General features: G+C 67.8%; 8 protein-coding genes. 3 read left to right on the top strand and 5 right to left on the bottom strand.

What is annotated here, in order from left to right; genetic code table 11:
• Positions 1 to 28: 28 nt before the first annotated feature.
• The 3 genes from SOM18_RS08405 to SOM18_RS08395 are packed head-to-tail and all read right to left on the bottom strand — an operon-like array spanning position 29 to position 7,709.
• The gene (locus tag SOM18_RS08405; protein WP_320481539.1) at positions 29 to 2,164 is read right to left on the bottom strand and encodes an alpha-L-fucosidase; all 2,136 of its coding nucleotides are present in this window, start codon (positions 2,162 to 2,164) and stop codon (positions 29 to 31) included.
• The gene (locus tag SOM18_RS08400; protein WP_320481538.1) at positions 2,161 to 4,467 is read right to left on the bottom strand and encodes a beta-N-acetylhexosaminidase; all 2,307 of its coding nucleotides are present in this window, start codon (positions 4,465 to 4,467) and stop codon (positions 2,161 to 2,163) included. The genes SOM18_RS08405 and SOM18_RS08400 overlap by 4 nt, the downstream gene beginning before the upstream one ends.
• Positions 4,468 to 4,499: 32 nt before the next feature.
• Positions 4,500 to 7,709 (bottom strand): TonB-dependent receptor, encoded by a 3,210-nt coding sequence (locus SOM18_RS08395; protein ID WP_320481537.1) that lies wholly within the window; start codon positions 7,707 to 7,709, stop codon positions 4,500 to 4,502.
• 569 nt (positions 7,710 to 8,278) lie between these two features.
• On the opposite strand from SOM18_RS08395, the gene SOM18_RS08390 reads away from it, so the two are divergent.
• The 3 genes from SOM18_RS08390 (at position 8,279) to SOM18_RS08380 (ending at position 17,474) form a co-directional block, all read left to right on the top strand.
• A complete protein-coding gene (locus SOM18_RS08390) occupies positions 8,279 to 11,311 on the top strand; it encodes a TonB-dependent receptor plug domain-containing protein (protein ID WP_320481536.1) in 3,033 nt (1,010 codons plus the stop codon).
• Between the two features lie 70 nt (positions 11,312 to 11,381).
• Positions 11,382 to 13,967: a glycoside hydrolase family 3 protein gene (locus tag SOM18_RS08385; RefSeq protein WP_031440159.1), complete on the top strand. Its 2,586-nt coding sequence runs from the start codon at positions 11,382 to 11,384 to the stop codon at positions 13,965 to 13,967.
• A 30-nt stretch (positions 13,968 to 13,997) separates the two neighbouring features.
• Positions 13,998 to 17,474: a glycosyl hydrolase 2 galactose-binding domain-containing protein gene (locus SOM18_RS08380; protein ID WP_320481535.1), complete on the top strand. Its 3,477-nt coding sequence runs from the start codon at positions 13,998 to 14,000 to the stop codon at positions 17,472 to 17,474.
• A gap of 1 nt (position 17,475) precedes the next feature.
• On the opposite strand, the gene SOM18_RS08375 is transcribed toward SOM18_RS08380, so the two are convergent.
• Both SOM18_RS08375 and SOM18_RS08370 read right to left on the bottom strand, forming a co-directional pair.
• The gene (locus SOM18_RS08375) at positions 17,476 to 18,813 is read right to left on the bottom strand and encodes a gluconate:H+ symporter (protein ID WP_320481534.1); all 1,338 of its coding nucleotides are present in this window, start codon (positions 18,811 to 18,813) and stop codon (positions 17,476 to 17,478) included.
• Positions 18,814 to 19,206: a RidA family protein gene (locus SOM18_RS08370; protein ID WP_031440161.1), complete on the bottom strand. Its 393-nt coding sequence runs from the start codon at positions 19,204 to 19,206 to the stop codon at positions 18,814 to 18,816.
• Between the last annotated feature and the right edge of the window lie 4 nt (positions 19,207 to 19,210).

Genomic DNA, 19,210 nt, shown 5'->3' with positions numbered 1-19,210 from the left:
CGCCATCACACGCCGCGCCGCGACCGGTCTACTGCGTCAGCACCCCGAGCTCCGCGATGGCCAGCCGCGTCTCGCCCTTGGCGGTCCGGGTGAAGGCGATCTCGATGTAGCGGCCACGGTGCGGCCGCGCGAAGGCGAGGCGTTGCGGCGCCTGGTTGGCAGCGATGTTCGAGAACTCGCCCTGCTCTTGTGGCGCGTCGGCCAGCCCCGGGTCGTCGCCGATGCGTACGCGCCAGGCGGCGGGGTCGCCGGCCCCCTGCGGCGCGTGCCAGGCGGGTTTCAGCACGAACCCGCGCAGCTCGACGCTGCGTCCGAGATCGATCGTCACCGAACACGGCTTGCCGTCCGCACCGGTCAGCGGCGCGACCCAGTCGGTGCGGTTCTTCTCGTCGATCAGCAGCTCGGCCAGCGGCGCGCTGGCCCGCAAGATCTTCCAGTCGCTCTTGCGGATGTCGAAGTTGCGACGCCCCACGTTGCTGACCGCACCCTTGGCCGCGTGGATGCTGATCGCCTGGACGATCCCCGCATCGCGCATCGCGAACGGCACCGTGTAGCGTGGCGATGCGATCGTCGGCACGCTGCCGTCGGTGGTGTAGGCGATCGCCAGCCCGGGGGAATCGCTGGTCAGCGTGACCACGCCCTCGCGGTCGCGGACGATGTGCGGCGGATCGAGCAGCACGGGCGCGAGATACACGCCGAATTCGGTGATCGCCGGCGCCGCGGCGGCTGCGGTGATTCGCAGCCTGACCCGCCGCGCGGTGATCGGCGCGTCGAGCCGGATCAGCCGCTGCGATCCGATGCCTTGCTTGCTGGCGATTTCGGTCCAGCCGGTCGGGCCCTGCGCGTCGATCGCGAACCGGTCGACGCGCAACCCGAGCGGGAGATGCTCCGCCAGCCTGACGACATCGAACAGCCGTGGCTGTTTCAGGTCGAGCGTCAACGTCGGGACCGGCGCCCGATCGGCGCTGACCCAGAAGCTTTCGGGATTGCCGTCGAGCACCAGCGCCGCGTCATGCCCGCCGCGCACGCTGCTCGCGGAGGCGATCGCACCCTTGCTCAGGTCGGTGGCGTACATCGCGCGCATCGCCGTGCCGAACGCGGTCAGGTTCGCGACATCCTCGTCGGTCACCAGCCCGCGCGTATCCGGGGCCAGGTTGAGCAACAGCCCGGCGCTGCGCCCGACCGTCTCGAAATAGATCTTCATCAGATTGGCGGGGCTGCGGCTCTGCCCGTCCTCATAGGCGTGCCAGAACCAGCCATAGCGGGTCGAGACATCCGCCTCGGCCGGCCACCAGATTGCGCCGCCGCGAACGCCGGCATTGCCCTTTTCCTCGGTGAAGCCCTTGTCGTCCATCGTCGCCCAGCACGGGTCGCCGGCTTCGCCCTCCTCGTTGCCGACCCAGCGCAGGTCCGCGCCGACCGGATCGAAGGTGCAGGCCATCGGTTGTAGCGCGTGGACGAAGGCGATGATCGACGGCCAGTCATAATAGGGGACCGCGTCGATCTTCCGCACTTCGCGCGCACCACCATAATAGCCGTCGCCGCCGTTCGCGCCGTCGAAGAATACCTCGTAGATCGGTCCGTATTGCGTCAGCAGCTCGCGCAGCTGGTTGCGGAAGAAGGTGATGTATTCGGGCCGGCCATAGTCCGGATGGTTGCGATCCCAGGGCGACAGGTAGATCCCGAACTTCAGCCCCTGCCGCCGGCATGCGGCGGCCAGTTCGCCGACGATATCGCCCTTGCCGTTCTTGTAGGGGCTGCTTGCGATGCTGTGTTTCGTGAACTTGCTCGGCCACAGGCAGAAGCCGTCGTGGTGCTTGGCGGTGACGATCAGGCCGCGCAGGTTCGCCGCCTTTGCCGCGGCGACGATCTGGTCGGCATCGAACTGCTTGGGGTCGAAGATCGCGGGATCCTCGTCGCCATAGCCCCATTCGCGGTCGGTGAAGGTATTGATCGTGAAGTGGACGAACGCGGTCTGTTCCAGCCGGTGCCACGCCAGTTGCCGCTTCGACGGCGTGGCACCGAAGGGGACGAGCGCCGCACCGGTGGTCGCCGCGCCAATGGTTGCCGCGAACGTGCCGCCGGGAAAGGCCATCGCTGCGCCAAGCGTTCCGGCCGTGAAGGCGATTGCGTCGCGCCGCGATGGGCGCAGGGGATCGGTCATCGAATGTCCTTCAGCGTAAAGCGTACCGTGTCGACGCCGTAGAGCGGTCCACCGACCGGCGGCGCGACGATCAGGCACAGGTCCGTGTCGGTCGTCCCACCCGCCAGCGGCGCGGTCAGCGTGAACCGGTTCGGCGTGGTCGCCGGATCGGGCAGCGGCACCATCGCCAGCGCGGGCCCGTCGCAGGTCCGCGCATGCACCATCAGCGTCCCGAAATATGTCGGGTTGTAGCGCCACGCGACCATCTGGCGCTGCGGCTGGCGCAGCGCGAAGTTGCGCGGCAGCCGGCCGAGCGAGACCGTGATGCCCCGGATCTGTCCGAGCGGCGCGGCGCGGTACAGCCAGCAGCCGTCATAGATGTTCATGCTGTACGCCGGCCCGCCGCCCGTCGCATCCGGCGTCAGCGGCAGGCGCAGCCGGATCCCCGCGCCGGCACAGGTTTCGAGGCTCGCACTTGCCCGCGTCAACAGCGCGGCGGGTGCGGTATCGAAGCTGCGCACGGCGGCGAGCGCGCGGCCGTCGGGTGCGAACGTCACTGCGCGGACGACCGTGTCCGGCGCCACGCTCAGCGGTCGGGCATAGGCGCGCGAAGTCGATGACGGCGCCGCGCCATCGGTCGTGTAGCGGATCGTGCCATAGCCGGCCTGGTTCGCCATGCCGATCGTGACCGTCTTGCCGCGCACCGCCGGACCGACCCCGCCGACCACGGTGTAATCGACCGCAAAGGCGCTGTCCGCGGCGGCGATCCCCTGCCGCTGATAGCGGTTGAGCTGGGAATCGAGCCGCGCGAGGAAGCCCGGCCAGTCGCGCGCGGCGCGCGGCGACCAGGCCATCTCCGCCAGCGCCGCGATGCGCGGAAACAGCGCATGTTCGCGCTGCGCGGGGGTGACCATATATTCGGCCCACAGATTGGCCTGCGGCCCCAGCACGTGATGCGCCTTTGCCGCGGCAATCCCGGCGGGCAGGGGGTCATAGGCATAGACGTCGGCCAGCGTCTGTACCGCCATGCGTCCCGGCGGCTCGTCGTCGCGCCCGCTTTGCAGATTGTCGAGATACAGGACCGGGCCGGGCGACAGCACGACGTCGTGCCCCATGTTCGCCGCCTCGATCGCGCCCGCCTCGCCGCGCCACGACATCACCGACGCGGTCGGTGGCAGCCCACCCTCGAGGATCTCGTCCCAGCCGATCAGGCGGCGCCCGCGCTTGGCGAGGTGCGCGCCGAGCTGACCGACGAACCAGCTCTGCAGGCCCTTTTCATCGGCGATGCCTAGCGTGCGCATCTTCGCCTGGACCGCGGCTGATGCCTGCCACTGCTCCTTCAGCGCCTCGTCGCCGCCGATATGGATATACGTCGACGGGAAGATCGCCATGACCTCGTCGAGCACCTGCTTGACGAACGTGATGCTGCGATCGTCGACGTTGAACAGATAGGGGTTGATGCCCCAGTCGCCCGACACCGGCGGCCGGTCCCCCGTCACGCCGATCTGCGGATAGGCGGCGACCGCTGCCTGTGCGTGGCCGGGCAGGTCGATCTCCGGCACGATCGTCACCGCGCGCGCCGCGGCATAGGCGACCAGCGCGCGCAGCTCGTCCTGCGTGTAGAAGCCGCCATAGCGGCCCGCCGGCGCACCCGCGTTGGACGTGGACGAGGCGCGCCAGGCGCCGATCCGCGTCAGCTCGGGATGACGCTTGATCTCGATCCGCCAGCCCTGGTCATCGGTCAGATGAAGTTGCAGGCGATTCAGCTTGTGCTGCGCCATCATGTCGATGACGCGCTCGATCGATGCGATCGGCTGCATGTGGCGCGCGACGTCCAGCATCACCCCGCGCCACGCAAAGCGCGGGGCATCGTCGATCGCCACGACGGGGACCGCGACGCCCGTCCCGAACCGCGCATCGGGGGACAGCATCTGCGCCAGCGTCAGCGTGCCATAGAACAGCCCGGCATCGGTGGCCGCGGCGATGCGGATCCCCGCGGGCGTCACGTCGAGCCGGTATCGTTCGCTGCTCCCCCCATTTGCTGCGGGCAGCCGCACGAAACTGATCGCCCCCGGTCCGCGGTCGGCCACGTTCAGCGTGATGCCGCGCGTGAGGGCGACGATCTCGACCGCGCGCCGCGCCGCACTGGCAGCGCCCGTGTCGCCGGCAGGGACGACGATCCGCGCACCGTTGTCGATGCGGACGCTGCCCGTACCGGCTGTCGCATGCGCGGGCAGCGGAAGCAGCGGGGAGGGGCCGGCAACCGCGGGCTGGCCGACCGGCAGGAACGCCGCGGCAACGCACGGCGCGATGACGAGGGCCATGCGCCGGCGGACCGCCCCTTGGACCACGCGCATCAAAAGCGCGTCGTTGCCGAAATCGAGATCTGGCGTCCCAGCGTGTCGTAACGCTGGGGAATCGTGTTCCCGCGCGACAGCGCGTAATCATAGGTGTTCGTCAGGATCGGCTGCTGGCGGTCGAAGATATTGTTGACCGCCGCGGTCAGCGTCATCCGCTTGGCGATGTTCACGCCCAGCGACAGATCGAAATAATGATAGGCGGGGATCCGCGTGAAGTCGGAGACCTCGGTCGCCGGCGTCGAGTTCGGGCCGCCATTCTGACCCGCGGTCGTGCCACCGATATAGCGCCACGCGACCGACGCGCTGAAGATTCCGTCGTCGCTCGAATAGGTGGTGCGGACATTATGGATCCAGCGCGGTGTCGGCTGCGGGCAGGATCCGCCGAAATAGCCGACGCAATTGGTCCGCGGCTGATCGGGTGCGGCCTGGCCGCCCTGGTCGGTGGTCAGCGTGCCGTTCATCAGGAAGTCGAGCTTGCCCGCCGTCCCGCCCAGCCGCGCCGAATATTGCGCCTGGAAATCATAGCCGCTCGCATAGAGCCGGTACGCGTTCAGATTGCCGCCCTGGATATAGCCCGCCGTCGTGCCCGTGCCGTTCAGCTGATAGGTCGTCGGATCGCGCACCAGCCGGCTGCAATAATAGGGGTCGCCGGTGATCACGCAGCCATCGACTGCAAAGCTTGCACCCAGATAGCTGATCACGTTGTCGACGCGGATCTTGTACCGGTCGACCGAGAAGCTGAACCGCGGCAGGAACCGGGGCGTCAGCACCAGGCCATAGGTCAGCGTCTGCGCGTCCTCGGGATCGATCGGCGTGCCGTTGTTGCGCTGGCGGCAGACATCGTCGACGCAGCGCAGGCTGCCCGGAATACCCGCGGCCAGACCATTGCCATATTGCGCGTCGGGCAATCCGGTCAGGCGACACGCCTCGATGCTGGCCCTCGGCGCGACGCCGTTGACGCTGGCACAGGGGTCGACGATCGTCGCATTCTGATAGCCGACGACCTGATCGGCCTCCCTCAGGCCGGGCGCGCGCGCGGCCCGGTTCCGGCCGACGCGGAACGTGACGTCCTCGCTCGGCGAATAGACCGCCTCGATCTTCCACGTGTTGAAGGTCTGGGGATTGGTGCTGTATTTCGACAGGCGATAGCCGCCATTGACCTGCAGCAGTTTGAAGAACGGCACGTTCTGCACCAGCGGCAGCTGGGCTTCGGCATTGCCCTCGACGACGTCCTGCGTGGTCAGGCTGTCGGGTACGCCGCCATAGACTTCGATGAAGCGCGTGTTGCGCGTCGTCCGCTCCTCCTGCCGGCGATATTCCCCGCCGACCGCCACCGCCAGGCCCTGTTCGGCGAATGGCGACCGGATGCCGTAGCGGGTGAAGTCCGCCGTCAGATTGGCGGTCACGTCATAGAATTTGGCGCGCAGGTCCTGCACGCCGAGCCCCTCGTCGAACAGATAGTCGCTGAGCGCGGCGCTGCCGGGATTGTTGGCGGTGAACACGTTGAGCGGGACGCAGGCGGGGTCGGTGCCGTTGACCACCGACCGGCACGTCGGCACGCCGTTCACGTTGACGACGTCGAGCGCGCGGCTGACCTTGGCGGCGACCGGGTTGCCGCCGGGCTCCCATAATTGCCGGCTCGTGCTGTAGACGCCGCCGACGTCATACCGCCAGCCCTCGGCGATCTCGCCGCGGACCGACGCGTTGATGCGCGTCTGCGTGTTCCTGAAGCTTTCCTTGTCGCGGTCGCCGGCCAGCCCCGGAAAACCATATTGGACACCGAGCGGCGCCGACGCGCCGGTCCCGGCATTCGCGCCGCAGATCGTCTGCGCCTGCGATGCGGACATCAGCGGATTGTCGCAGTTCACCCGGTAGCTGCCCTGGACATAGGGGCCGTAGAGCAGGTTCTCCGATGTATCGCGAAGGTACATCACGCCCGCCGAAAACTCGGCCGCGGGCGACGCCTTGAAATTGATGAAGCCGCCGCCGTTGAAGCGCTCATAACCACGCGCCGCGAGCCGGTCCGCCTGGTTCGCATAGCCCGGAATCGTCGATGCGGGCGCGAAGACGCCGGGGCTGCCGGTGACGTTCGAATAATTCACGCCGTTCGCCGTCAGCGTCCCGTTGGGCGACGCCGCGGTCACGCCGCAGATCAGGTTGTTGACCCTGAGCGGGTTGCCCGTGTCGCGGCGCAGCTGACAGCCCGACGCGTCGCGGTCACGGAAGAAGATGCCGTCCGCGGTCCGGTAGGTGCCGTAGACCGAGACATTCAGCCGGTCGTCGAGGAAGTTGTGGCCGTAGGTCGCGCTCAGATCCGCGCGGCCGCCATCGTTGGTCATCCCCGTCGGCGTGGCGATCCCGTAGCGCTGGGCGACGGGTGTCGAAGCGTTGGCGCGGTTGTCGTGATTGTAGAAGCTGTAATTGCCCGACAGCTGCAATCCTTCGAAATCGCGACGGATCACATAGTTTACGACGCCCGCGATCGCGTCGGAGCCATAGACCGAGGATGCGCCGCCGGTCAGCAGGTCGATGCGCTCGACCAGCGAGACCGGGATCAGGTTGGTGTCGACGGATTCGGTCCCGGCGATCCGCTGGCCGTCGATCAGCGACAGCGTGCGGTTGAAATCCAGCCCGCGCAGCTTGACGCCGCGCTGCTGGCCGTTGCTCTGCTGGTAGTTCTGCTGCGCATCGGGCTGCACCTGACCCAGCCGGTTCGTCACCTCCTCGAGGTTGACCGCGCCCTGCGCCTTGATCTCCGCGGCACCGATGCTGGTGATCGGGCTCGCCGACTTCAGATTGGGCCGGGTGATGCGCGTGCCGGTGACCATGATGTCCGCCGGCGCCGGCGCTGGCGTTTCGGACGTGGGGTCGAGCGTGACGGGGGCGGACCCGGTGGGCGGGGCGGGGGCTGCGCTATCCTGCGCCGCCACCACGAACACGCCCTGCGTGGTCTGCGAGACCGCAAGGCCGGTGTCGCGCAACAGGCGCTGAAACGCGTCGGCGGCGGTCATCGACCCGGCCAGCGCGGTCGACCGGCGCGTGCCGACCCGCGCCTGATCGAACACGACTTGGACACGGGCCTGCTGCGCCAGCGTCTGCAGTGCCTGGGCCAGCGGCTGCGGCGCGACGTCGACGCGGATCATCGCTGACTGTGCAGCGAGCGGCGTCGCTGCCACCGCGGCGATTGCGACGACGCTTGTCCGCACCAACATCGATCCGAAAGAATGCCCAACCATGATCTCGCCCCCCTGTTATTACGCTAATATGACGGGCGACATTGCGAAACGCTCACCGGCATTGATATTTTTATAATCTTTTTATCCAGGTGAGTCGATCTGGTATTGTTTATGTCTGTTGTTGGTCTTTTCGGTGCGCTTGACGGAAGACGCATTCGCACGGATGAAGACGGGGTCCACCCTCCCGATACTGTCACGTCTGGCAAATCGGACGATCGTTAGCGTGCCAACGGATTTTCCGAACCTTCGAGGCGCACCTAGCCCTTGGAAAGGCCAATCGCGCGCCGCAGCGGACTGAACATATCTAATCCATGTTATGTATCGACAACATGCTGCAAGCCGCTCACAAATACGGTTAATTCCGGGCGACTATCAGGTGCAGGGTACCAATATATTACCAAAAAAGTCTCAAAAGATGGATATAAATATAAAAAGACATTTTATGAAACTTATGTTGCGCAGGGAGATTGATCGACTTAAGCCGACCCCCGAAACGACATTGGGCCAGCAAGCGCCCCGGTTGATGTGGGGAGTATGTGATGCGCCAAGTGATCAATTTTGCAGTGCTGCGCTCGGTTCTGGCGGCATCGACGATGCTGGCGACACCGGCCTTTGCGCAGGACGTGCTGCAGGACGCGACGAAGCCGGTGCCCGCCGAGAGCCAGACCCCCGCGGCGCAGGCGGCCCCGACACCGGACGCCGCGCCCGCAACGGAAGCGGCTCCCGCGCCCGCCACCCCGCAGTCCGACATCGTCGTCACCGGCTCGCGGATCATCTCGTCGGGCTTCACCGCACCGACCCCGACTCAGGTGCTGAGCGCCGAGTCGATCGCCAAGAACGCGCAGCCCAACGTCTTCACGACCGTCGCGCAATTGCCCTCGCTCCAGGGCAGCACGGGCGCCACCGTCGGCGCCAACGGCACCTCGACCGGCGTGCAGGGGCTGAGCGCGCTCAGTCTTCGCGGCCTTCAGCCGATCCGCACGCTCACCCTGATCGATGGCCAGCGGGTCGTCGGCGCGAACGTCACCGGCGTCGCCGATGTCAGCCTGTTCCCGCAATTGCTGATCGAGCGGGTCGACGTCGTGACCGGGGGCGCCTCCGCCTCCTACGGCTCCGACGCGGTCGGCGGCGTGGTCAATTTCGTGACCAACACCCGCTTCACCGGCTTCAAGGCCAATCTCCAGTCGGGCATCAGCACCTACGGCGATGACGGCAACTACACGGTCCAGGCCGCGGTCGGGAAGTCGCTGTTCAACGACCGGCTGCATCTCATCGGCAGCGGCGAATACAGCCACGAGGACGGGATCGGATCGGCCGGCTTCGGCGTCGGATCGAATCCCGACGGCAGCGGTCCGGGCGGGCGCAACTGGCTGGTCTCGCGCAACCTGATCAACCGCGGCATCACCAATGACGGCGGCCCGCAATATCTCGATCGCAGCTTCACCCAGGCGAACAACACGGCGCTCTACGGCCTGATCACCGCCGGCCCGCTCCAGGGCACTGCGTTCGACGTGAACGGCAATCCGCGGCAGTTCGAATATGGCTCGAACGGCGTGCCGCTGAAGGATGCGAACGGCAACGTGCTCGGCTGCTACAATGGCGTGTGCGAAGGCGGCGACCGGTCGGGCAACGTGACCAACGCCAATTCGCTCAAGTCGACGATCACGCGGCTCAGCGGCTATGGCCGGATCGGCTTCGACATCGATCCCGACAATGAACTCTACACCACCGTCAACGTCGCCCGGGTGACGACGGGCAACATTCCCAATGTCGGATCCGCGCAGTTCGGCAACCTGACGCTGCAATGCGCCAACCCCTATGTCCCTACCTCGGTCCAGGAGGCCTGCGCGGCGAACGGGATCACCCAGTTCCGCTACGGCGTCGACAACGCGATCTTCCCCGACTCGATCAGCGTCCGTACCGAGCGCGAGCAATATCGCTTCGTCGCCGGCGCGAAGGGCAAGATCCAGGCGTTCGGCGGCGACTGGCGCTATGATGCCTATTATCAGCACGGCACGGGCATCACCGACATCACCGTCCGCGATATCCCGCTGATGCCGCGCTACAATGCCGCGATCCAGGCGGTCCGCGCGCCCGATGGCAGCATCACCTGTGCCAATCCCGCCGCTGTCGCCAGCGGCTGTGTCCCGCTCAACATCATCGGCGGCCAGACGCCCAGCGCCGCGGCGCTCGCCTATATCCTTCCGGGCAACGGACCGTACCAGCATACGCGCCAGACCCAGGACGTCGCGAGCTTCTCCGTCAGCGGCGAGCCGCTGCAGCTGCCAGCCGGCGCACTGTCGGTCGCGTTCGGCAGCGAATATCGGCATGAATTCTATCAGGTGAATGCCGATCCTTACGGCAACGGCGTCGTGACCAGCGGCGCGTACGATGCGCAATACCCCAGCGACCCGCTGCTGAACCCGCAGGGCGGCAACTGGTATGCGGGCAATTACCGCGACGGCCGCGGCGCCTATAGCGTCTATGAATCCTTCCTCGAGGTGAATGCCCCGCTGTTCAACTCGGACGGGGTCGGCAAGGCGAACCTCAATGCCGCCGGGCGCGCGACCAACTACAGCACGTCGGGGACGGTCTATACGTGGAAGGTCGGCGCGACCTGGGACACGCCGGTCGACGGCATCCGCTTCCGCGGCGTGACCTCGCGCGATATCCGCGCGCCCAATCTGAGCGAGCTCTTCGCCGCGCCGGTCACGAGCAATCGCACCGGCACGACCGATCCGTTCAATCCGGGTCGTACGCTCACCGTGCTCCAGACGACCACGGGGAACACCGCGCTGCGCCCCGAAGTCGCGCGCAATACCGAATTCGGCGTGATCCTGTCGCGTCCGTCCTGGGCGCCGCGGCTGAACATCTCGGTCGATTACTACCGCATCAAGATCAAGAGCGCGATCGCGGCGCTCGATGCGCAGACCCAGATCAACCTCTGCTTCGCCGGCGTGACCTTCACCTGCAACAGCTTCGACATCAGCGATCCGAACAACGCCTCGGTCACCGTCCAGCCGTTCAACTTCGCGTCGATCTTCACCGACGGCTTCGACATCGAGGCGAGCTACCAGGTTCCGTTGTCGGGCATCGGGCTGCCCGGCCAGGCGTCGCTGCGCGGTCTGGCGACCCATGTGAAGAACTTCGTCTCGGATCGCGGTCTGCCCAACACGATCCCCATTCAGGGTGCGGGCGTGAATCTGGGGCAGGGTGCGACGCCGAGCTGGAAGGTTCTCGCGGTCCAGGACTGGACGACCGACCTCTTCAGCATGACGCTGCAGGAGCGGTGGATCAGCGCGGGCGTGATCAGCAACGAATATATCGTCTGCCAGACCAACTGCCCGGTCTCGACGATCGATCACCCGACGATCGATCGCAATCACCTCGATAGCGCCTTCTACGTCGACATCAGCGCCTCGTACAAATTCACCGACGCGGTGCAGGGCTATGTCAAGGTGGACAACATGTTCAACAAGGACGCCGCCACCGTCCCCAGCGATATCACCAACCCCGGTCTCTACGACGTCGTCGGACGCGCGTTTCGGGTCGGCATGCGCGCGAACTTCTGATGACCCCGGCCCGGTATGCCGTTGAGCATGACCGGGTCGGTCATCGGATCCGATTAACTGGGGAAAGCCGATGCTGCCGTTCCTGCTGATGGCCGCCGATATCCAGGCGCCTGATCTTCAAGCGACGCCACCCGCCGTCGAGACGGCGATCGCGGCGATGACGCTGGAGGAGAAGGCCGCGCAGCTCGGCAGCAGCGCGCCGGCGCTGCCCAGGCTCGATCTGCCCGCATATGATTACTGGAGCGAGGGGCTGCACGGCCTCGCGCGCAACGGGATCGCGACCGTCTTTCCACAGGCGATCGGTCTGGCGGCGAGCTGGGATACCGCGCTGCTCGATCAGGTCGGCACGGTCGTCTCGACCGAGGCGCGGGCGAAGTACAACGGCGTGCGCTCGACGCGCGACCGGCGGCGTTTCGCGGGGCTGCACATCTGGTCGCCCAACCTGAACATCTTCCGCGATCCGCGCTGGGGGCGGGGGCAGGAGACCTATGGCGAGGATCCCTATCTGACGGGCAAGCTGGGCGTCGCGTTCGTTCGCGGCATCCAGGGGCCCGATGCCGCGCATCCCAGGGCGATCGCGACGCCGAAGCATTTCGCGGCGCATTCGGGGCCGGAGGCGGGGCGCAACAGCTTCGACGCGGATATCTCCCCGCGCGACATGGCCGGGACCTATACGCCGGCCTTCCGCATGGCGGTGACCGAAGGCCGCGCGCGGTCGATCATGTGCGCCTATAACTCGCTTCACGGCGTACCCGCCTGTGCGTCGTCCGCGTTGCTGACCGACCGCGCGCGCGGCGACTGGGGGTTCGACGGCATGGTCGTATCGGACTGCGATGCGGTCGGCTATATCTCCGTTTTCCATTATTACCGCCCCGATCTGCCCTCGGCGGCCGCGGCGGCGCTGCAGGCGGGCACCGATCTCGATTGCGGGCCGAGCTATGATGCGCTGCCCGCCGCGGTTCGCAAGGGTCTAGTACCCGAAGCCGCGATCGACACGTCGCTGCGTCGTGTGCTCGCGTCGCGCGCGGCGCTCGGCATCGCCTTTGGCCAGCGCAGCCCCTGGACGCGCATCGCGCCGTCGCAGGTCGACACGCCCGCGCACCGCGCGCTCGCGCAGACCGCGGCGGAAAAGTCGCTGGTGCTGCTCACCAACAAGGACCGGCTGCCGCTCAAGCCCGGGACCCGGATCGCGGTGATCGGGCCCAATGCCGACTCGCTCGACGTGCTCGAGGCGAATTATCACGGCACCGCCAGCGCGCCGGTCACGCCGTTGCAGGGCATTCGCGCGCGTTTCGGCGCCGATCGCGTCACCTATGCGCAGGGCAGCGGGCTGGCGGCGGGCGTCGCCTTGCCCGTCCCCGAAACCGCCCTGTCCGCGAATGGCAGGCCGGGGCTGACAGGCGAGTATTTCAGCGACGGCGCGATGACCCGGCGGGTCGCGACCCGGCAGGACCGCACGATCGACTTCGACTGGGATCGCGCACCGCCCGTTCCAGGATTGTCGGGCAAAGGCTACGGCGTCCGCTGGACCGGGCAACTGACGCCGCCGGGCCCCGGCCGCTACCGGCTGCGGCTCGACGTCCCCCGCTGCTTCGACTGCGAAGGCCATGATCCGGTTAAGCTGTGGCTCGACGGCAAGCCGCTGATCACCGACGACGGCAGCGATAGCGCAGTCGAGGCGGAGGTCACCGTCACCGACGCCAAACCGCACGACCTCCGCATCGACTATGTGCACGCAAGCGAGGATGGCGGGATCGGCCTGCGCTGGGTCGCGCCGATCGACGCGCAGCGCGGCGAGGCGCTCGCCGCCGCCGGCGCTGCGGATGTGGTCGTGGTGTTCACCGGCCTGTCGCCGACGCTCGAGGGCGAGGCGCTGCGGCTCGACGTGCCGGGCTTCCTCGGCGGCGACCGCACCGCGATCGAACTGCCCGAGCCGCAGCGCGCGCTTCTGGAAACGCTCGCCACCGCCGGGAAGCCGATCGTGGTCGTGCAGCTGACCGGCTCCGCGATCGCCGATCCGTGGAGCAGGGACCATGCCGATGCGGTCGTCGCCGCCTGGTATCCGGGCCAGTCCGGCGGGACCGCTATCGCGCGGATGCTGGCGGGCGATATCAATCCGGGCGGGCGTCTGCCGGTGACGGTCTATGCCACGACGCGCGATCTGCCGGCCTATATCGATTACAGCATGAAGAACCGGACCTACCGTTTCTTCAGCGGTACGCCGCTCTACCCGTTCGGCCACGGCCTCAGCTACACGCGCTTCGCCTACGCCCCCAGGACGGCACCTTCAGCGAGTGTGACCGCGGGACAGCCGCTGGCGGTCAGCGTCACCGTGACCAACACCGGCAAGCTCGCCGGGGACGAGGTGGTCCAGGCCTATCTCGCACCCGTCGACGCGCAGGAACAGGGGCGGACGATTCCCGTGCTGCAACGCCAGCTCGTCGGGTTCCGCCGGATCCCGCTGCGCGCCGGCGAAGTCCGCACCGTCGACTTCGCCATCGACCCGCGCAGCCTCGGCATGGTCGAGCATGACGGCACGCATGCCGTCGTGCCGGGCCGCTACCGGCTGTTCGTCGGCGGCGGGCAGCCCGGGGACGCGGCGGGGATCTGGACGGACGTGACGATCACCGGGACGCGGACCGTGCTGCCGAAATAACGCGAACGACACCCAAGGGGAGCCTGCGAGATGAGTGCCATCAGGATCTATACGGCGTCGCTGTGCGCCGGCGTCGCCCCCATGCAGGGGCCGGCGCAGGCGGCGGCACAGCAGGTCGACTGGCCGTCGTCGCGGATCGCGCACCCGAAGCGGGCGGCGATCGGGCCGTATAACGCGGTGTTCCTCGCCGGATCCGACGGTCTCGAACGTCCGGTACAGGGCTATGCCGCCGACGAGGCACTGCCGCCGATGCCGCAATGGACGATGCGCGCATGGATCAACCCGACGCTGCTGCCCAAGGGGCGCGTGCCGGTCGCGGCGATCGGCAAACCCGCCGGCGCGGCCGCACGGATGTTCGCGCTCGACGATGGCAAGCCCGTTTTCCAGATGGGCGCGACGACGCTCCGCGCCACTGCGGCGATCACCCGCGAGTCCTGGCACCTGCTGACCGCGACCGCGGATGCGGGGCGGGTGCGCTTCTTCGTCGACGGGCGGCTCGTCGGCACCGCCACCGCCGCGGCGATGCCGCCGGCCACCGGTGTCGTCGCGCTCGGACCGCGCCTGCCTGGTCAGCCCGGGTTTGCGGGGCGGATCGCCGCGTTCGCGCTCGATCCCATGCTGCTCGCCGCACCCGCGATCGCGTCGCTCGCCCGGCGTCAGCCCGACGCGGCGCTGATCCGGTTCGAGGATGCCAGCCCGTCCTGGCCGCTGCAGGTCAAGACGCAATATGGCCTGACCGCCCCGCAACCGGCCTGGGAACTCCCGACCGGCAAGGCGCCCTTTTCGAAACCCGTCGCAAGCCCCGTATCGACCGCCCCCGCACTCGCACCGACGCGCGAGGGGCATTATGCCGTCAATGCCTGGCGCCTGGTCGCGGCGCCGACCGTCGAAGTGAACGGGGCCGCGATCTCGCAGCCGGGGTTCGATGCCCGCTCGTGGTATGCCGCGACCGTGCCGGGCACGGTGCTGACGACGCTCGTCGATCGCGGCGTCTATCCCGATCCGACGATCGGCCTGAACAACATGGCGATCCCCGAAAGCCTGTCGCGGCAATCCTGGTGGTATCGCAGCGAATTCACGCTGCCCGCGACCCCGGCCAAGCGGCTGACGCTGACGTTCGACGGCGTCAACTATGCGGCGCAGGTGTGGGTCAACGGCACCGCGATCGGCGACGTGAAGGGCGCGTTTATCCGCGGGCGGTTCGACGTGACCGACCGGCTCCGGCCCGGGCAGCGCAACAGCATCGCGGTGCTCGTCGCGCCGCCGCCGCATCCCGGCATCGCGCACGAACAGTCGCTCGCCGGCGGGCGCGGCGACAATGGCGGCGCGTTGATGAGCGACGGTCCGACCTTCGGCGCGAGCGAGGGGTGGGACTGGATCCCCGGCGTGCGCGATCGCAACACCGGGCTGTGGCAGGGTGTAGATCTCGCCGCGACCGGGTTCGTGACGATCGGCGATCCGGCGGTCTCGACCCGCCTGCCGCGGCCCGACAATGCGGTCGCCGAGGTCTCGATCGAGGTCCCGGTGACGAACCACGGCACCGCGCCGGCCTCGGCGACCGTGCGTGCGGCGTTCGACGATGTCGCGGTTGAACAGCGTGTGACGCTTCCGCCCGGTGCCAGCCAGGTCGTGCGCTTCACCCCGAGCAGCTTCCCGCAACTCGCGGTGCAGAAGCCGAAACTCTGGTGGCCCAACGGCTATGGCGACCCGGCGCTGCACCGGCTCGATCTGACGGTGGTGAGCGACCGGGTCGTGTCCGACCGCCGCAGTCTTGATTTCGGGATGCGCAGCGTGACGTATGAGCTGTCGTCGCTCGACACCGCGGGGGCGCTGCGGCGTGTGCTGGTCGATACCGCGCTCGCGCATGATCTCGGCACGCCGGTGATCGACGAACGTCACCCGGCGCTGCGCAAGGTCCGCGGCGGCTGGGCGAATTCGCTGATGCCGGGGGCGGAGACATCGCCTGCGGTCACTGCATTGCCCGACGATCCGCTGTCGCCGCAGATGGTGCTGCGCGTCAACGGCGTCCGCATCGCCGCGCGCGGCGGCAACTGGGGCATGGACGACATGATGAAGCGGGTCGGCACCGACCGGCTGACCCCCTATTTCCGGCTCCACCGCGAGGCGGGGATGAACATCATCCGCAACTGGATGGGGCAGAGCACCGAAGAGGCATTCTACGCGCTCGCCGACCGCCACGGGCTGATGGTGCTCAACGACTTCTGGGAATCGACGCAGGACAATGACGCGGAGGCGCAGGACGTGCCGCTGTTCGTCGCCAATGCGCGTGACGTGGTGCGGCGCTATCGCACCCACCCGTCGATCATCCTCTGGTTCGGCCGCAACGAAGGTGTGCCGCAACCGATCCTGCAGACCGCGCTGCAGGACATGGTCTGGCAGGAGGACGGCACCCGGCTTTACAAGGGCAATTCGCGCGTCATCAATCTCGGCGGATCGGGGCCCTATGAATGGCACCCGCCGGAGGATTATTTCACCGGCTATCCGCACGGCTTCGCGATCGAGGTCGGCACGGCGAGCTTTCCGACGCTGGAATCGTGGCAGCGCACCGTCCCCGTCGAGGATCGCTGGCCGATCAGCGACACCTGGGTCTATCACGACTGGCATCAGGAACGCGGCGTCTCGATGGCGAGCTTCGTGCGCGCGATGGACACCGAATTCGGTCCGGCCCGCGATCTCGCCGATTTCGAGCGCAAGGCGCAGATGCTCAACTACGAGTCGCACCGCGCGATCTTCGAAGGGTTCAATGCCGGGCTGTGGACCACCAACAGCGCCCGGATGCTGTGGATGACGCACCCTGCCTGGCCCTCGAGCGATTTCCAGATCTACTCGTCGGACTATGACACGCACGCCGCGTTCTACGGCACCAAGAAGGGGGCGGAGCCGGTTCATATCCAGATGAACCAGCCGGGCCGTCAGGTGGTGATGGTCAACACCACGCGCCGGCCGCTGACCGGCGTCAGGGCAACCGCGCGGGTTACCGATCTGACCGGCGCGACCGTCGCGACCCACGCGCAGACCGTCGACCTGCCCGCCAACGCCACGGTCGCGCTCTTCCCGCTGGCGCTCGATGCGGCGCTGGCGAAGGGGCCAGTGCTGGTCCGGCTCGACGCGTCCGCCGCCGACGGGAGCCGCGTGTCGGAGAATTTCTACTGGCAGGCGGCGAACCCCGCGGATCTGCGCGCGCTGTCGGCGATGCCACAGGCCACGCTCCGGGCTGACGTGGCGGCAGCGGCGGCGGCGGCGGGCGAACGCTCGCTCCGGGTCACGCTGTCCAATCGGGGCACGACACCCGCGTTGCAGACCAAGCTGACGCTGTTCGACGGCAAGGGCGTGCAGATCCTGCCAGCCTATTTCAGCGACAATTACGTCTCGCTGCTGCCCGGAGAGACGCGTGACGTCACCGTCTCCTATCCGGGCGACCGCGGCGTCGCCACGGTGCGGCTGCGCGGGTGGAACAGCCCCGCGACGACGATCGGGGGCAGATAGGCTAGACGACCAGCGACAGCAGTAGCGTCAGCGCCAGCCCGACCACCGAGATCAGCGTTTCGCACACGGTCCAGCTACGGATCGTGTCGGCGACGCTCAGCCCGAAATACTCCTTCACCAGCCAGAAGCCGCCATCGTTGACGTGGCTGAGAATCACCGATCCCGCACCGGTCGCGAGCACCAGCAGCTCGGGCCGGATCCCGGGATTGGCCGCGGCCAGCGGCGCGATGATCCCCGCGGCGGTCGCCATCGACACCGTCGCCGACCCGGTCGCCACGCGCATCAGCGCCGCGATCAGCCAGGCGAGCAGCACGATCGGCATGTGGACGCTGGTCGCTGCGGCGACGATCGCGTCGGATACGCCGCTGTCGATCAGGACGCGGCCGAATCCTGCGCCCACGCCGACCACCAGCGTGATCATCGCGGTCGGCGCGAGGCAGTCGTTGGTGAACTTCTGGATCGTCCCGAGGTTCATCCCGCGCGCGAGCCCCAGCGTCCAGTAGCTGACGAGCACCGCGGCGAGCAGCGCGACGACCGGCGTGCCGACGAAGCGGAGGATGCCGTCGAGCCGCGATCCGGGCAGCGCGATCATCGTCGCGAGGCTGCCGGCGAGCATCAGCACGACGGGCAGCAGCAATGTCGCAAGCGTGATGCCGAAGCCGGGCAGGCTCCGTGTGTCCTCGGCCTCGACGACCGCGGCGGGGGCGATCGGCTGCGGTGCGAGATGCCGGATCACCAGCCGGCCATAAAGCGGTCCGGCGATCGCGGCGGTCGGGATGCCGACGATCAACGCGAACAGCACGGTAAGCCCGACATCCGCATTATACGCCTGCGTCGCCAGCAACGCCGCCGGATGCGGCGGGACCATCGCATGCACCACCGACAGCCCCGCCGCCATCGGCAGCCCCATCCGCATCGGATGCTGTCCGAGCCGCCGCGCCAGCGTGAAGACGATCGGCACCAGCAGGACGAAGCCGACCTCGAAGAACACCGGCAGGCCGACGATCAGCGCGACCGTCATCATCGCCCAGTCGGCGCGCGCAGGGCCGAAAAAGCCGATCACGCTGTCCGCGATCCGCTCCGCGCCGCGGCTTTCGACCATCATCTTGCCGAGGATCGTGCCAAGCCCGACGACCAGCGCGATATGCCCGAGCGCGCCACCGACGCCCGCCTCGAAGCTCTTGACGATCGATCCGAGCGGGATGCCGACGACCAGCGCGAGCGCGAGTGACACCAGCGTCAGCGCGATGAACGGGCTGAGCCGCACCCGCACGATCAGCACGATGAGCGCGGCGACGGCGATCGCCGCCTCGGTCAGCAGCATGCCGCCCGGCTGCACTTACGGTTTCTTCCAGGCGACGCAGTCGACCTCGACCTTGCAGTCGACGACCATCTGCGACACGACGCAGGCGCGCGCGGGGGGATGCGCGCCGAAATATTCCTGAAATACGCGGTTGAACGACATGAAGTCGCGCGCGTCGTCCAGCCATACGCCACAGCGTACGACATGCTCGGGGCCATATCCGGCTTCATCGAGGATCTTCAGCACGTTGCGGATCGCCTGATGCGTCTGCGGGATGATGCCGCCGTCGATCACCTCGCCATCGACCATCGGCACCTGGCCCGATACGAACAGCCAGCCATCTGCGCCGACCGCGCGCGCGAACGGCAGATGCTGGCCACCGGTGCCGCTGCCGCCTTCGACGCCATAACGCTTGAGTCCGTCCGTCATCTGA

This window comes from Sphingomonas sp. CFBP9019 (assembly GCF_034045155.1).
Taxonomy (GTDB): Bacteria; Pseudomonadota; Alphaproteobacteria; order Sphingomonadales; family Sphingomonadaceae; genus Sphingomonas; species Sphingomonas aerolata.
This window is presented reverse-complemented; position numbering and strand designations above follow the sequence as displayed.